General features: G+C 68.3%; 9 protein-coding genes. 5 read left to right on the top strand and 4 right to left on the bottom strand.

Going from position 1 to position 14,501, the window contains the following annotated elements; genetic code table 11:
• The first annotated feature begins 80 nt into the window (after positions 1–80).
• A complete protein-coding gene (locus tag ACEN98_RS06745; RefSeq protein WP_413382865.1) occupies positions 81–1,949 on the top strand; it encodes a glucokinase in 1,869 nt (622 codons plus the stop codon).
• Positions 1,950–2,016: 67 nt separating this feature from the next.
• Positions 2,017–2,820, top strand: a complete 804-nt coding sequence (locus tag ACEN98_RS06750) for a DMT family transporter (protein WP_413385956.1) — start codon at positions 2,017–2,019, stop codon at positions 2,818–2,820.
• A gap of 101 nt (positions 2,821–2,921) precedes the next feature.
• Here ACEN98_RS06750 and fabF read toward each other — a convergent pair whose 3' ends face one another.
• Positions 2,922–4,190, bottom strand: coding sequence for a beta-ketoacyl-ACP synthase II (gene fabF, locus ACEN98_RS06755; RefSeq protein WP_413382867.1), 1,269 nt, complete (start codon positions 4,188–4,190; stop codon positions 2,922–2,924).
• 128 nt (positions 4,191–4,318) lie between these two features.
• Between fabF and ACEN98_RS06760 the strand changes: the two genes are divergently transcribed.
• Positions 4,319–5,329 carry an AraC family transcriptional regulator ligand-binding domain-containing protein gene (locus tag ACEN98_RS06760; protein ID WP_413382869.1) on the top strand — a complete coding sequence of 337 codons (1,011 nt, stop codon included), beginning with the start codon at positions 4,319–4,321 and terminating at the stop codon, positions 5,327–5,329.
• Here the strand turns inward: ACEN98_RS06760 and ACEN98_RS06765 are convergent.
• The 3 genes from ACEN98_RS06765 to ACEN98_RS06775 form a co-directional block, all read right to left on the bottom strand.
• Positions 5,317–6,807, bottom strand: coding sequence for a pectinesterase family protein (locus ACEN98_RS06765; RefSeq protein ID WP_413382871.1), 1,491 nt, complete (start codon positions 6,805–6,807; stop codon positions 5,317–5,319). The genes ACEN98_RS06760 and ACEN98_RS06765 overlap by 13 nt on opposite strands.
• 84 nt (positions 6,808–6,891) lie before the next feature.
• Complete coding sequence (gene ahr / locus ACEN98_RS06770) at positions 6,892–7,914, bottom strand: NADPH-dependent aldehyde reductase Ahr (RefSeq protein WP_413382873.1); 1,023 nt, start codon at positions 7,912–7,914, stop codon at positions 6,892–6,894.
• Between the two features lie 64 nt (positions 7,915–7,978).
• Positions 7,979–10,693 carry an alpha-1,6-glucosidase domain-containing protein gene (locus ACEN98_RS06775; protein WP_413382875.1) on the bottom strand — a complete coding sequence of 905 codons (2,715 nt, stop codon included), beginning with the start codon at positions 10,691–10,693 and terminating at the stop codon, positions 7,979–7,981.
• A 198-nt stretch (positions 10,694–10,891) separates the two neighbouring features.
• Between ACEN98_RS06775 and ACEN98_RS06780 the strand changes: the two genes are divergently transcribed.
• A complete protein-coding gene (locus ACEN98_RS06780) occupies positions 10,892–12,520 on the top strand; it encodes an alpha-amylase family glycosyl hydrolase (protein WP_413382877.1) in 1,629 nt (542 codons plus the stop codon).
• A complete protein-coding gene (gene glk, locus ACEN98_RS06785) occupies positions 12,520–14,382 on the top strand; it encodes a glucokinase (RefSeq protein WP_413382879.1) in 1,863 nt (620 codons plus the stop codon). The genes ACEN98_RS06780 and glk overlap by 1 nt, the downstream gene beginning before the upstream one ends.
• Positions 14,383–14,501: the final 119 nt, after the last annotated feature.

Below are 14,501 nucleotides of genomic sequence, written 5' to 3' on the forward strand. Positions count from 1 at the left end.
GTCGGAATCGCTTTTTGGTGCATTTCAATCAATGGTATCCTACGCGCAATAGAGGAGACCTTCGCGAGAAGAGCAACACCATGACGCTTGAGCCCGACACCGAACAGAAGCACACCCGCGCCGCGTATTCCGACGGTCCGCGCCTGCTGGCCGACATCGGCGCGACCCATGCGCGCTTTGCCCTGGAGATCGCGCCGGGCGTGCTGCGCAACGTGGCCGTGCTGCTGTGCGACGACTATCCGGGCATCGTCCCGCTGCTGAACGCCTACCTGGCCCAGACCCAGGCCCAGAGCGGCCATGTCCGTATCACCCACGCGGCGTTCGCGCTCGCGAACCCGATCAGCGGCGACTTCATCCGCATGACCAACCGCGACTGGCAGTTCTCGACGGAAGAGGTGCGCCGCACGCTCGGCCTGACGACGCTGCTGATCGTGAACGACTTCACGGCGCTGGCGATGGCGCTGCCTGGCTTCAAGCCGGAAGACCTGCTGCAGATCGGCGGCGGCAAGCCGATCGCGAATGCGGTGGCCGGCGTGCTCGGTCCGGGCACCGGCCTGGGCGTGTCCGGCGTGATCCCGACAGTGGACGGCTTCGTCACCCTCGGCAGCGAGGGCGGCCACGTCAACTTCGCGCCGGCCGACGAGCGCGAATTCGCGATCCTGCAATACGCCTGGCGCGAATGGCAGCACGTCTCGAACGAGCGCCTGATCTCCGGCCCCGGCATGGAAATCATCTATCGCGCGCTCGCGCTGCGCAACGGCGTGGAAGCGCCACAGCGTGATGCGGCCGCGATCATGGCGGCCGCATTGGACCAGAAGGATCCGCTGTGCCTGGAAGTGCTGGAATGCTTCGCCGGCATGCTGGGCGGCGCGGCCGCGAACCTGGCCGTCACGCTGGGCGCGTTCGGCGGCATCTTCATCGGCGGCGGCATCGTGCCGCGCATGGCCGAGTGGTTCAAGACGTCGCCGTTCCGCACGCGCTTCGAAGCGAAGGGGCGCTTCTCCAGCTACCTCGCGCAGATCCCGACGTACGTGATCATGATGCCGACGCCGGCGCTGTACGGCGTGTCGAGCATCCTGTCGGAACACCTGCGCAACCGCAGCGGCGCGAACACGCTGATGGAACGCGTGCAGCACCTGCAGGCGGAACTGTCGCCGGCCGAGCAGCGCGTGGCGCAGCTCGTGATCGAGCATCCGCGCAAGGTCCTGTCCGAGCCGATCGCCGAGATCGCGAAGCTGGCCGACGTCAGCCAGCCGACCGTGATCCGCTTCTGCCGTTCGCTGGGCTTCGCGGGCCTCGCCGACTTCAAGCTGAAGTTCGCGGGCAGCCTGACGGGCACGATCCCCGTGCGCCACAGCCAGGTGCGCATGACCGACAGCACGCACGACCTGTCGGCGAAAGTCATCGACAACACGGTGTCCGCGATCCTTAAATTCCGCGACCAGCTGGACGTGAATTCGATCGACCGCGCCATCGACATCCTGCGCAAGGCGAAGCGCGTCGAGTTCTACGCGATGGGCAATTCGCGCGTCGTGGCGCTGGACGGCCAGCACAAATTCTTCCGCTTCCGCATCCCGACGTCGTCGTACGGCGACGCGCATTTGTTCGCGCTGGCGGCCGAACTGCTCGGACCGGGCGACGTCGTCGTCGCCATCTCGACGACGGGCCAGCTGCCGGAACTGCTGGACGCCGTCGACGTCGCGCGGGCCGCCGGTGCCGACGTCATCGCCATCACGAGCAGCAAGTCCCAGCTGGCGCGCAAGGCGAGCGTGTGCCTCGCCGTCGACCACAGCGAGGACAGCACGACGTTCCTGTCGATGATCTCGCGCATCCTCCAACTGCTCCTCATCGACATCATGGCCGTCGGCATTTCGCTCGGCCCGGCCGGTGAAGCGGCGGAGGGCGACAGCGAACGCCGCCGCCTGCTCATTTCCCACCTCGACATCTGACTTGGACCGTCCTGGCGCGCGCAGATCGAAGGAACCGGCCGCCACGATCGCCTTGACGGCATTGGCGATGGCCGCGTTCGCGGCCAACTCGCTGCTGTGCCGCATCGCGCTGCGTGACACGCATATCGATCCCGCGACCTTCGGCGCCATCCGCGTGACGTCCGGCGCGCTCGTGCTGGCGCTCGCGATGCGCGTGCGTGCGCGTCCGGCGGCAAAGCCGGACTGGCGCGCCGCCACCATGCTGTTCGCCTACGTGGCCGCGTTCTCGTTCGCCTATCTCACCTTGCCGGCAGGGACCGGCGCGCTGATCCTGTTCGGCGCCGTCCAGCTGACCATGTTCGCCGTGGGCCTCGCGGGCGGCGAGCGGTTCGCGCCGCGCGGCTGGGCGGGCCTCGCGCTCGCGCTGGCCGGCTTCATCGTCCTCGTATTGCCCGGCGTGGCCGCGCCGCCCTTGACGGGCGCCGCGCTGATGGCCGTCGCGGGCATCGCGTGGGGCGCGTACTCGCTGCGCGGGCGCGGCGTGCCCGACCCGCTCGCGGCCACGGCATCGAACTTCCTGCGCGCCACGCCGCTGGCGTTGGCGCTTGGCCTGATGTGCGCGGCACGCGCGCAGGCGGATGCGGCCGGCGTGCTGCTCGCGATCGCATCCGGCGCGCTCACGTCGGGGCTCGGCTACGTGATCTGGTATGCGGCGCTGCGCGGGCTGTCGGCACTGCAGGCCGCGAGCGTGCAACTGTCCGTGCCCGTGATCGCGGCCGTCGGCGGCACGTTGTGGCTCGATGAAGCGTTCACGACGCGGCTGCTGGTGGCCGTCGTGGCGATCCTGGGCGGGATTGCGCTCGTGCTGACGGACAGGGCGCGCAAACGTTAGTCCTGCAGCCCAAAAACGTCATTCCCGCGGAGGCGGGAATCCAAGTTTGCCGGCGTGGTCACGCAAGCGGAATCGGGTTCCTGCCTTCGCAGGGACGACGACTAGCGCCGCCGGAACAGCAGGCTCGCGTTGACGCCGCCGAACCCGAACCCGTTCGAGATCGCATACTCCGTCGCGATCTTGCGCGCCGCGCCCGCAACGATGTCGACGCCTTCCGCGGCCGCATCCGGCTGCACGAAGTTGAGGGTCGGCGGCGCCACCTGGTCGCGCAGCGCGAGCACGGTGAAGATGGCTTCCACGCCGCCGGCCGCGCCGAGCAAATGGCCGGTCGCGGACTTGGTGGCCGAGACGGCGGGGCCCCGGCCCGCGCCGAAGATGGTCTTGATGGCGGCCAGTTCGCTCGCGTCGCCCACCGGCGTCGACGTCGCGTGCGCGTTCAGGTGGCCGATGAGATCGGGCGCCACGCCCGCCTGCCGGATCGCGAGCGCCATCGCGCGCCGTCCGCCGTCGCCGTCTTCCGGCGGCGACGTCATGTGGTACGCGTCGGCGCTCGTGCCGTAGCCGACCAGTTCCGCGATCGGCACGGCGCCGCGGCGCAGCGCGTGCTCCAGGTCTTCGATGACGAGGATGCCGGCGCCTTCGCCCATCACGAAGCCGTCGCGCGCCGCGTCGAACGGACGGGATGCCTGCGTGGGATCGTCGTTGAAGCTCGTGGACATCGTCCGGGCGGCGGCGAAGGCGCCGAAGCTGACCCGGTCGATGCAGGCCTCCGCGCCGCCGCACACGGCGACGTCGGCCTCGCCGGCGCGGATCAGGCGCGCGGCATCGCCGATGGCCTGGGCGCTCGCGGCGCATGCCGTCACGGGCGCGCCCAGCGGGCCGCGCAAGCCGTGGCGGATCGAGATGTGCCCGGCCGCCATATTGGCGAGGAAGCTCGGCACGGTGAACGGCGACAGGCGGCGCGGGCCGCGGCCGTCCGTGGTCCGCACGGCTTCCACGACGGCGCCGAAGCCGCCGATGCCGGACGCCACGACGGTGGCCGTGCGTTCGCGCTCGTCGTCCGTCTGCGGCTGCCAGCCCGCCTGCTGCAAGGCTTCCCTGGCAGCGGCGAGGGCGAACATGCTGAACCGGTCCATCTTCTTCTGGTCCTTCGGTTCCACGACGCGGTCGGGATCGAAACCCCACGGGCGGTCTTCCGCCAACGCGGGCACGACGCCGGCGACCTTGGCCGCGATCCCTTCCGTGATCTCCTCGGACAGGCCGGCCAGGCCGGACTCGCCGCTCAACAGGCGCGCCCACGCGGCCTCGACGCCACATCCCAACGGCGATACCAGGCCCATGCCGGTCACGACGATACGTTTCGCAGTCATTCCATGCTCCCCAACGGTTTGCAAAATGCGCCATATGACGCAGAATTCAAGCGCCAGTATAGGGAGGTGGCGTCGTAAAAGTTGGTGGATCGCGCCAATCAATATGCAAAACGCGCCATAATCATGGGATGATCACCCTCTCTGCCCACTTCCTGCACGGGATGCTGCACGCGATACGCACCCGGCATGGCGCCGACGTCGCGGCCCAGGCGCTCGCCGGCGCCGCCATTCCGCCATCGTTGCTCGACCAGCCCGACGCGCGGCTCACGCGCCAGCAATACGTCGCGCTGTACCGGACGATCGCGGCGACGCTCGACGACGAGATGCTGGGCCTGTGGTCGCGGCCGATCCGGGGCGGGACGCTGAAATACCTGATGCTCAGCCTCCTGGATGCGCCGACGGTGCTGGTCGCGCTGAACCGCCTCGTGCGCTTCTGGAACCTGCTGCTGGACGACTACCGGCTGCAGATCTCGACGAAGAACGACCTGGTGCGGCTGGCGCTGGTGGAGCGGGCGCCGGGGACGCCCGTCACGCCGCTGGCCCACGAGCTGATGATGAAGCTGATCCACGGGATCGCATCGTGGCTGCTCGGCCGGGAGCTCGGCCTGCACCGCGTCGAATTCCGTTTCCCCCGCCCGCGGCACGCGGAAGACCATGCGCTCCTGTTTCCCGGCGAAGTGCGCTTCGATGCGGACGTGACGGGCATCGAGTTCGCCTACCAGGATTGCGCGGAACAGTTCAGGCGCGAGAAGCACGAGTTGTGGGCATTCCTGAAACGCGCGCCGGAAGACTGGACGTTCAGCGCGGGCCAGCGCGGCACCCTGATGGCCAGGACGCGCGCGTATCTCGAGCAGCACATCGCGCAGCCGGTGACGATCCAGGATCTCGCGCAGGCGCTGCACGTCTCCGTGCGCACGCTCAACCGGCGCTTCGCGGAAGAGGGCACGCGCTTCCAGCTGGTGAAGGACGGCCTGCGGCGCGACATCGCCGTCCACCGGCTCGCCAATTCGAACACGGGCGTGGCGGCGCTGGCGTTCGACCTGGGCTTCGCCGACGCCACCGGTTTTTGCCGCGCCTTCAAGCAGTGGACGGGCAGCAGTCCGACCGATTACCGCAAGGGGAGCCGTCAGGGCGAGTGAGGCGTCCAGCCGCCCAGCACCCAGGCCGGATCGCGGTAGTGCGCGATCGTGTCCGCGTCGCGGTCCTTGTCGAGCCGGCGCGATGCCGGATGCCGCTTGCCGACGTCCACCGGCTTGCCGTCCGCCGCGCGGCTGTTGAATTCCAGGAACCGCACGTGCGACGCATCGCCGTCGACGGGGCCCCAGCCTTCCGGCGCGATGCCGATCAGGGTCGCATCCAGCAGCACCGCTTCCGCATACGGATAATTGCGGCCCTTGTTGTCGGGCAGGCGCGCCAGCGCAGTCTCGCCGCCGGTCGCACGGAACGTGCAGTGGTCGAACACGTTGCCGTGATTCGCCTGCGTATTCCGGATCCACATGAACGCGCCGCGCGAGGCGATCTCGCAGTGGCGGAAGTACGCGGGACCGCGGCCGAGGATCGTGTCGCCGGTGCCCGTCAGGCGGATGTTCTCGAAGTACGCGCTGCCGTTCGTCTGCAGCGCGTCGCCCGCGCCTTCGATCGTCACGTTCTTCACGATCGTGCGCTCGCCGTTGAGCAGCAGGCCTTCCGCCTGGCCGTTCGCCGTCGTCGCGATGGTCAGGTTCTCCAGCACCATGCCGCGCACATGGTCGAGCGCGAACGCCGCGCGCCGCGACGGGAACGTGCCCGGCAACTCGTTCGTGCCGACGTTCGGCGGATGCGGATTGAACACCTCGTTGTTCGCGTAATGGATGCGTACGCCGTCGCGGCTCTCGCCTTGTACGGTGACGTCGTGCTTGTTGCGGGCGTAGACGATCTCCTCGTAGTCGCCGTTCTTCACGAAGATCGTGACGCGGCCGGCGTGCCGGTCCGGTACCCAGTCGAGCGCGCCCTGCACGGTGTCGAAATCGCCGCTGCCGTCCGCCGCCACGGTCACGCGGCGCGCATCCGCGGCCGGCGCACGGGCCTTCGTCGTGAAGCGCCAGTCGTCGACGCCCTTGAAGCTGCCGTCGGCCACCGTCAGCACGCCCGGGTCGATCCGCACGTAATACGTCTTCCCGTAGCGGAGCAGGTTATGGTGCGGGGTGATCGTGGCCGCGTTGCCGTGCACGATCACGGGATAAAAATGAAAGCCGTCCGTGAAGCCGCCGATGATCGTCAGCTGGTAGTTGCCCGCGGCAGGCTGGACGCCCGGTGCGGACGGCGTGCCCGGCGTCGTGTCGGCATTGGTCCGGCGCGGCCCGCCGTAGTCGTAACTCGTGGCGAGGTAGGGCGGATACGGGCCGGGCGCGCGTTCGGTGGGGCCGGGCGGGATGCCCAGGTCCAGTTCGTCGACGAGCTTGTCGTCGGCCGCGTCGTAGATGCGGATCCTGCCGGCGTGGCCGATCGTCGGCGGGCTGGCGAAGCGGAGTACCAGATGCGTGTCCGGATTGACGTCGGTGGCGCCGTTCGATGGAAACCGGGTGGCGGCACCGGCCGGGGTGCAGAGGGCGAGGACGGCGAGGAACGCGAGTTTCATGGTCTCCGTGGTGGGCAGCCTGTCGTCGGACCATTGTAGAGCGGCTGGACCAATGTTGCAATCGGTCCAGCCGCGCTGTCGTCGTCAGGCGAAATCCGCGTCCAGCACGATCCGGTAGCTCGCCTTGCCGGCACGCAGATGGTCCATCGCCTCGTTCACGCGGCGCATCGGGAAGTGCTCGACCTTCGGCGCGACGTGGTGGTGGGTCGCGAAGCGCAGCATCGTGTCGATCTGGGCGCGGCTGCCCGTCGGCGACGCGGAGATGGCGCGCTGGCCCATGATCAGGCTCATGACCTGCACGGGCACGGGCTGCAGCACGGCGCCGAGGAAGTGCAGGCGGCCGCCGGGCGCGAGCAGGGCGATGACGGCGTCCCAGTCGAGCGGCGCGTTGGCCGTGATGAATACGAAGTCGAAGCTGCCGGCCAGGCGCTGCATGTCGGCGTCGGACCGGCTCGAGGCCGTGTGGTGGGCGCCGAAGCTCAGCGCTTCCTGCACCTTGCTGGGCGAGGACGTGAACGCCGTCACGTCGCAGCCCCAGGCGTGGGTGAACATCAGCGCCATGTGACCGAGGCCGCCGATGCCGAACACCGCCACGCGCGCCGTCGGCGGCACGTGCAGCTGCAGCAGCGGCGCGAACACGGTGATGCCGCCGCACAGCAGCGGTCCGGCGTTCTGCGCCGCCAGCGCGCCGGGAATCGGGATGGTCCAGATCCAGTGGGCGCGCACGCGGTCGGCAAAGGCGCCGTGGTGGCCGACGATGGTCGCCTGCACGCTGGCGCACAAGTGAAAATCGCCGCGGAGGCAGGCCGCGCAGTGCTGGCAGCTGCGCACGTTCCAGCCCACGCCCACGCGCTGGCCGATGGTGAGGCCCTTGGCCGCGGCGATGGCGCCGAGCGCGGCCACGCGGCCGATGGCTTCGTGGCCGGGCACGAACGGGTACGCGGTGATGCCCCACTCGTTGTCCAGCATGGAGAGGTCGGAATGGCAGACGCCGCAATGCTCGACCTCGACTTCCACGTCTTCCGGTCCCAGCGGGCCCGGGTCATATGCGAACGGTGCCAAAGGGCCGCCGGCGGACTGGGCGGCCCATGCGCGAATATTGCTCATGCCAGTGCTCCCGTGTTGAGGACGAAAAAATACTAGCACCGGCAGCGCGACGGGCGCGCGCTCTTCACTCCTCGACGAACACGACAGCCGTGCGCGGCGGCACCGAGAACGCGCCCGTCGCGGCATCGAACGTCGCCTGCGTGGCCCGTTTGTCGGCCACGTGTTCGGACAGGAACACGGGGTGCAAGCGCATGCGCTTGCCGATGGCCTCCGGATCCGCCACCGTGTGCCCGACCTTGTCCACGTTGATGACGTAGGTGATGCCGGCGAACCCGGCGCCGGCCAGGCCGCGGCCGTCCAGGTGCGCGGCGACCACCGTCGGGACCTGCGCGCTGCCCGTGTTGAAGAAGCGCAGGCGCTGGCGGATAGCGGCCGCCGTCGGCAGCCGGAACAGCGTGGAGCTGGCGCGGATGGCGAGCAGGTCGCGGAACGCGTCGCGCGTGAAGGCGATGTCGGCGGGCGCCGGCTTGATGGCGGCGTCGGCCAGCAGGGGCTGCAGCAGTGGCCAGTCGCGGCCGTTGTCGTCCGCGGGCGGCAGGCCGGTGCCGAAGTGATTGTCGCGGTAGGTCCAGTCGATGCGGTTGAACCAGTCGCCCGAATTGAAGCTGTTGCGGTCCAGCGATTTCGAGCGCAGCACGTCGATGCCCGCGTGGTAGTACGCGACGCCCTGCGCGAAGGCGTCGACCGCCATGCCCAGCACCTGAACGCGCGCCCGTTCCCGGCTCGTCGTCGAGACAGGGAGCTTGAACACGTCGATGTCGAACAGCGTCTGGTTGTCGTGGTTCTCGACGTAGTTTACGACCTCGCCCGGCTCGCTCGCATAGCCGGCCGGCTGGCCGTTGTAGTCGATGGCTTCCAGCCGCACGGTCTTGTCGTCGAACGTGTGCAGCGGATACGAACGGAGCGAGCCCGCGAGCCCCGCGCGCACCAGGTCCGCGGCTTTCAACAGGTCGGCGGCGGGGCGCGTGCCGGCATGTGCGTTCGGATCGTAGACGAGGCCATTAATCCAGCCCTGGCGGCCGAACATCGCCTCGCCCGAATCGCCCGCGGAACCGCCGCGCACGGCGTCACGCAGGCGGTCGTTGAACGTGCCGATGCCGCTGCCGTTCAGCGACAGCTGCGACGCCTGCATGAAGCGGGCGCCGTCCGCCACTTCGCCGAAGTTCCAGCCTTCGCCGATCAGCTGGACGTTGCGGCCCGCGGCTGCGTTGACTTTTTTCTGCAGGTCTTCCATGACGGCGCGCGGCTGGTGGCCCATCAGGTCGAAGCGGAACGAATCGATCCTGTATTCCTTCGCCCACAGCGCGACGGAATCGATCATCAGCTTGCCCATCATGCGGTGTTCCGTCGCCGTGTTGTCGCAGCACGTCGAGCGTTCGATCGCGCCGCTCGCGTCCAGGCGGTGGTAGTAGCCGGGCACGACGCGGTCGAGGACGGATCTCTCGTTCTGCCCCGCGATGAACGTATGGTTGTAGACGACGTCCATGCCGACGCGCAGGCCCGTCCTGTGCAGGCTTTGCACCATCTGGCGGAACTCGACGATGCGGCGCGCGCCGTCGGCCGGATCGGTCGCGTAGCTGCCTTCCGGCGCGTTGTAGTGGAACGGGTCGTAGCCCCAGTTGAAGCAGTCCGTCTCCGCCGTGCGTTTTATCAGTGCCTGCTGCGTGTCGCCGTCCGGCGTGCCGGCCGGTTGCGGCACGGCGCACGCCGTCTCGGGCACGCTGCCGATGTCGTACACGGGCAGCAGGTGGATGTCCGTCAGGCCGCTGCGCGCCAGTGCCGCGAGATGCTTCATGCCGTCCGAACCGGTATCGGTGAACGCGAGGTATTTGCCGCGATGCGCGACCGGCACGCTCGCGTCGTCGCGCGAAAAGTCGCGCACGTGCAGTTCGTACACGACCATGTCGGTCTGGTGTTTCACCGTCTGCGGCGCAGGTGTCGTGTCCCAGCCGGCCGGCTTCAGGCGCGGCGCGTCCAGGCGTGCGATGTAGCTGCGCTTCGAATCCGTCGTCAGGCTGATCGAATACGGATCGGTGACGAGGTTGCGCACGATGCCCGCATCGACCGGCACGTCGACCGCGTACTTGTAATACTTGCCGGTCAAATCGCCCGGCAGCGCGGCGCGCCATGCGCCCGTGCGGCGGTCGAATTCCATCTGGTAGACCGCGCGCACGCCGCCCGTGCCGCCGTCGTACACGCAGACGGCAGCCTGCTGCGCGGTCGGTGCCCACACCGCGAAGCGCGTGCGCCCGCTGCCCACGTCCACGCCCAGTCGCGGCAGGTCGGCGGCAGCGGCGTACAAATCGTCCAGCGCGCCGGCCGCCTGGATGCGCGTGGCGTCCAGCACGCGGCCCGCCGCATCCTCGCGCACGAGCACGAGCTGGCCGCGGTGCAGGTCGGGCAGCCTGGTCGCATCGGCATCGCCCACCCGCAGCACCGGGCCCGGGGCCAGGTAGGTAAAACCGGGCGGCACGGGGCCGGAGAACAGGTCGGGACGGATCGCGCCGTCCGCACCGGTCACCAGTTCGCCCTTCGGCGCCGCGATCGTGCCGCGCGCCGCGTGATACAGCTTGACGTTGCCGGCGGGCGCGCTGCCCGGCCACTGGATCGTCCTGCCGTCGAGCCAGACGGCGCGCGCGTCGTATTGCGCGGCGGCCGGATGCAGGACGGTCTCGAAGGTTTTGCTGTCGCAGGCGTCCGGGCCGATGGCGGCGTGGGCGCCGGTGGCGGCCAGGCAGGAGAGCAGGGCGCCGGCGGCGCGGAGAGTCGTTCGGGTCATGATGGCAGGTGTTTTGTTGACGCGACAGGCTAACACTTGTTGATGTAGTTTGACTACCGATTCGTGGTGATTATTTTTGTGCGAAATATTGTAAGTCAATGATTTAAATGAAGATTTGCTATAGACGTCGATTTTTGCGCCGATTGTCATCGAGGATTTCATCCTGTATATTGCGTAAAATTACTGGAGAGACACCACATGACCACTTCCTCGCACGACAAGAATCCGTGGTGGCGCGAAGCCATCATCTACCAGGTTTATCCGCGCAGCTATCTCGATACGAATGGCGACGGCGTGGGCGACCTGCCGGGCATCACCGCCAAGCTGGATTACATCGCCAGCCTGGGCGTGGACATCGTCTGGCTGTCGCCGTTCTTCAAGTCGCCGATGAAGGACTTCGGCTACGATATCGCCGACTACTGCGACGTCGACCCGCTGTTCGGCACCCTGCTTGACTTCGACGCGCTCGTCGCGAAGGCGCACAGCCTCGGCCTGAAGATCATGATCGACCAGGTAATGGCGCACACGGCCGAGAACCATCCGTGGTTCGTCGAGAGCCGCTCGAGCCGCGACAATCCGAAGGCCGACTGGTATGTGTGGTCCGATCCTCTCCCGGACGGCAACCCGCCCAACAACTGGCTGTCCGTATTCGGGGGCCCGGCGTGGCAGTGGGACAGCCGCCGCAAGCAGTACTACATGCACAACTTCCTCGTGAACCAGCCGCAGGTGAACTTCCATAATCCGGCGGTGCAGCAGGCGCACCTGGATTCGCTGCGCTTCTGGCTCGAGCGGGGCGTCGACGGCGTGCGCATGGACGCCTGCAACTTCCACTTCCACGACCGTACACTCCAAAGCAATCCGCCGGCCCTCGTGCGCGACACGTCGACCGTCACGGACGTGAACCCGTACGGCATGCAGGCGCACATCCACGACAAGACCCAGCCCGAGAACATCGCGTTCCTGCAAAGGCTGCGCAAGCTGCTGGACGAATACGGCGCCGTCGCGATCGGCGAAGTGGGCGCGGACGATTCGCTGGCCGTGATGGCCGACTACACGTCGGGCGGCGACAAGCTGCACATGGCCTACAGCTTCAACCTGCTCACGCCCCAGTTCTCCAGCCGCCATATCCGCCGCCAGGTCGAGGAGTTCAATGCGCGGGTGAAGGATGGCTGGGCGTCGTGGTCGGTCGGTAACCACGACAGCATTCGCGTCGCCACGCGCTGGTCGGCAGGCGAATGGACCCCCGCACTGTCCAAACTTGTGCTGGCATTGCAGCTGTCGCTGAAAGGCACGCCGTGCCTGTACCAGGGCGACGAACTGGCGTTGCCGGAAGCGGACGTGCCTTACGAGCTGCTGCAGGACCCGTACGGCATCACGTTCTGGCCGGAGTTCAAGGGCCGCGACGGCTGCCGCACGCCGATGCCGTGGACGAGCGCAACGCCGAACGCCGGCTTCACCACCGGCAAGCCGTGGCTGCCGGTGCCGCCGGAGCACGTGGCGCTGGCCGAAGAGGGCCAGGACAAGGACCCGCAATCGACGCTGAACTTCGCGCGCAACATCATCCAGTGGCGCCGCGGCCTGCCGCAACTGACGCGCGGCGACATCGCGTTCTTCGACGTGCCGGAACAGGCGCTGGCGCTGCGCCGCGACGAGGAAGGCTTCCCGTCGGTGCTGGCCGTGTTCAACGTGACCAATGCGCCGCTGACGTTCGACTGGCCGGCAGCCGCCGGGGCGAAGAAGCTGGAAGGCCACGGCCTGTCCGGCGACGTGAACGGCACGACCGTCACGCTGCCACCGTACGGCGGCTGGTTCGGTACAATCGCATAATGGAAGAACAACCAGACAATACACGTACGGCGTTCGCCGACGGCCCGCGCCTGCTGGCCGACATCGGCGCGACGCACGCGCGCTTCGCGCTGCAGACCGCACCCGGCACGTACCGCTCGGTGCGCGTGCTGAAGTGCGACGACTATTCGGGCATCGTCCCGATGCTGCGTTTCTACCTCGCCGAACACGCGGACACGCGCCTGCACCACGGCGCGCTCGCGCTCGCGAACCCCGTCGACGGCGACTACGTGCGCATGACGAACCGGCCGTGGGAATTCTCCACGGACGCCGTGCGCCGCGAGCTCGGGTTGGACACGCTGTTGATCGTGAACGACTTCACGGCGCTGGCGATGGCGATCCCCGGGCTGAAGGAATCGGACCTGATGCAGGTCGGTCCCGGCAAACCCGTGCCGGGCGCCGTGCTGGGCGTGCTCGGACCGGGCACGGGCCTGGGCGTCTCCGGCGGCATTCCGACCGTCGACGGCTTCGTCACGCTCGGCAGCGAGGGCGGCCACGTCAACTTCGCACCCAGCGACGAGCGCGAGTTCGCGATCCTGCAGACCGCGTGGCGGGAATGGAGCCACGTGTCGAACGAGCGCCTGATCTCCGGCCCCGGCATGGAGATCATCCATCGCGCGCTCGCCGAGCGTAACAAAGTGGAGGCGCCCGCGCGCACGTCCGCCGAGATCATCGCCGGTGCGCTCGACGACGATGATCCGCTGTGCCTGGAAGTGCTGGAATGCTTCTGCGGCATGCTGGGCGGCGCCGCGGCGAACCTGGCGGTGACCCTGGGTGCGTTCGGCGGCATCTTCATCGGCGGCGGCATCGTGCCGCGCCTGGGCGAGTGGTTCAGGACGTCGCCGTTCCGCACCCGCTTCGAAGCGAAGGGCCGCTTTTCGAGCTACCTGTCCGACATCCCGACGTACGTGATCTCGACGCCGCACGTGGCATTCGACGGTGTCGCGAACATCCTGTCCGAACACCTGCGCGGCCGCAGCGGCGGCAACACGCTGATGGACCGCATCCACAAGCTGCGCCCGGAACTGACGCCGGCCGAGCAGCGCGTGGCGGCCCTCGTGCTGGAGCAGCCGCGCCTCGTGCTGAACGAACCGATCGCCGGCATTGCGAAGCTGGCGGACGTGAGCCAGCCGACCGTGATCCGCTTCTGCCGCTCGCTCGGTTTCCTCGGCCTCGCCGACTTCAAGCTGAAGTTCGCGAGCAGCCTGACGGGGTCGATTCCCGTGCGCCACAGCCAGGTGCGCGGCAGCGACAGCACGCACGATCTGTCCGCAAAGGTCATCGACAACACGATCTCGGCGATCCTGCAGTTCCGCGACCAGCTGGACGTGCGCGCCATCGACCGCGCGATCGAACTGGTGAGCCGCGCGAAGCGGGTGGAGTTCTACGCGATGGGGAATTCGCGCGTGGTGGCGCTGGACGGCCAGCACAAGTTCTTCCGCTTCCGCATCCCGACCGCGCTGTACGGCGACTCGCATTTGTTCAAGCTGGCGGCCGAGCTGCTGGGGCCCGGCGACGTCGTCGTCGCGATCTCGAACTCGGGCCGCCTGCCGGACCTGCTGTCGGCCGTCGAGGCGGCGCGCGCGGCGGGTGCCGACGTCATCGCGATCTGCAATAGCCAGTCGCCGCTCGCGCGCCGCGCGGACGTGCTGCTGGCGGTGGACCACGCGGAGGACAGCACGCACTTCCTCGCGATGATCTCGCGGATCCTGCAACTGCTCCTCATCGACATCATGGCGGTCGGGATCTCGGTCGACGTCCATCATGCGCGGGCGTTGCCGCCGGCGGCGACGGAAGGCGAAGGGGAAGGGCGCAGGGCGCTGATCTCGCACCTCGATAGCTAACGCATGTAATTGGTGGGCTCGGGGAGCCCACCCTACGGCAGCAAACGCGTAGTAATTGGTGGGCTCGGGGAGCCCACCCTACGGCAGCAAACACGTAGGGTGGGCACCCCGTGCCCACG

Origin of the sequence: Massilia sp. CT11-137, from assembly GCF_047302885.1 — a bacterium.
Lineage (GTDB): Bacteria > Pseudomonadota > Gammaproteobacteria > Burkholderiales > Burkholderiaceae_D > Telluria > Telluria orientalis.

Excerpts from the sequence above, each read along its gene's own strand:
- fabF (WP_413382867.1), bottom strand. The coding sequence starts at position 4,190 with ATGACTGCGAAACGTATCGTCGTGACCGGCATGGGCCTGGTATCGCCG.
- ACEN98_RS06745 (WP_413382865.1), top strand. The coding sequence starts at position 81 with ATGACGCTTGAGCCCGACACCGAACAGAAGCACACCCGCGCCGCGTAT.
- ACEN98_RS06760 (WP_413382869.1), top strand. The coding sequence starts at position 4,319 with ATGATCACCCTCTCTGCCCACTTCCTGCACGGGATGCTGCACGCGATA.
- ACEN98_RS06775 (WP_413382875.1), bottom strand. The coding sequence starts at position 10,693 with ATGACCCGAACGACTCTCCGCGCCGCCGGCGCCCTGCTCTCCTGCCTG.
- glk (WP_413382879.1), top strand. The coding sequence starts at position 12,520 with ATGGAAGAACAACCAGACAATACACGTACGGCGTTCGCCGACGGCCCG.
- ACEN98_RS06750 (WP_413385956.1), top strand. The coding sequence starts at position 2,017 with ATGGCCGCGTTCGCGGCCAACTCGCTGCTGTGCCGCATCGCGCTGCGT.
- ACEN98_RS06765 (WP_413382871.1), bottom strand. The coding sequence starts at position 6,807 with ATGAAACTCGCGTTCCTCGCCGTCCTCGCCCTCTGCACCCCGGCCGGT.
- ahr (WP_413382873.1), bottom strand. The coding sequence starts at position 7,914 with ATGAGCAATATTCGCGCATGGGCCGCCCAGTCCGCCGGCGGCCCTTTG.
- ACEN98_RS06780 (WP_413382877.1), top strand. The coding sequence starts at position 10,892 with ATGACCACTTCCTCGCACGACAAGAATCCGTGGTGGCGCGAAGCCATC.